We start from the raw sequence: 1157 nt of genomic DNA on the forward strand, positions 1-1157 counted from the left end.
TGTACAACCAGGTCAACAAGCTCAATAATTTGAGTTTATGAACTGAAAAAAAGCGACTCGTCAGAGTCGCTTTTTTTATATATATCAAATTTATATATATCAAAGTTTTTGTAGTATTGATGTAAAACTAAAACATAAAATCTAAAAACTGGCATAATCTTGTCTTAATTTTAGATGTACTGTGAGAATTATTTAGTTTTATTGAAAAGATTTTGATAGCTTGTTAAAATTTTGATTAAAAAGTGATAAGCTCTCACAGCCTGAATTAGATGTTGTTAAATTAGAATTTTCTAGTTTTTGGGGGTGGGAAATAGGTTGTTTTTTTTCGGTGGCTGCTGACTGAATGTTATTAAATGCTTGGAAAATTGATCAAGTATTTGTATGATTTAACGTAAGGTGAATAACGGGAAAAGATACAATAAGACTATTTCTCAGTATTCAAAAACTATTAAGCGTTTAGAGAACAAACAATTTTTTGTTTTTTTGGAGGATATCCATGAAATTGAGTCGTATTGCACTTGCTATGCTTGTTGCTGCTCCATTAGCTGCTGCGAATGCTGGCGTAACAGTAACTCCATTATTAGTGGGTTATAGCTGGCAGGATAGTAAGCATAATAATGACAACCTAACAACTCATGCAGAGTTGCAGGATGATTTATTTGTTGGTGCTGCATTAGGCGTTGAGTTAACACCTTGGTTAGGTTTTGAAGTTGAATATAACCAGGTGAAGGGTGATCTTGATGGTACTGGCGTAGCGAATGCTGAATACAAGCAACAAACAGTTGCTGGTAATTTCTATGCTACTTCTGACTTGATCACGAAAAACTACGATAGCAAAATTAAGCCGTATGTATTGTTAGGTGCTGGTCAGATGAAAACTGATTTTGACGGTATCTATGCTGACAAGAAAGACACGATTGGTAACGCTGGTTTAGGTGCTTTCTGGCGCTTAAATGATGCTTTATCTCTTCGTACAGAAGCTCGTGGTACGTACGATTTTGATGAGAAATACTGGAGATATACAGCACTTGCTGGTTTGAACGTAGTTCTTGGTGGTCACTTGAAGCCAGCTGCAGCAGTTGTAGAAGTTGCTCCAGTTGAACCAACTCCAGTTGCTCCACAACCACAAGAGTTAACTGAAGATCTTAACATGGAAC

1 protein-coding gene is annotated in these 1157 nt (G+C 36.0%); it reads left to right on the plus strand.

Annotated elements, in window-relative coordinates:
* Positions 1-496 precede the first annotated feature (496 nt).
* The coding region (locus tag NG55_RS20395; RefSeq protein ID WP_065344266.1) for an outer membrane beta-barrel protein at positions 497-1157 on the plus strand (661 nt) is incomplete at its 3' end.

This window comes from Acinetobacter gyllenbergii (assembly GCF_001682515.1).
GTDB lineage: Bacteria > Pseudomonadota > Gammaproteobacteria > Pseudomonadales > Moraxellaceae > Acinetobacter > Acinetobacter gyllenbergii.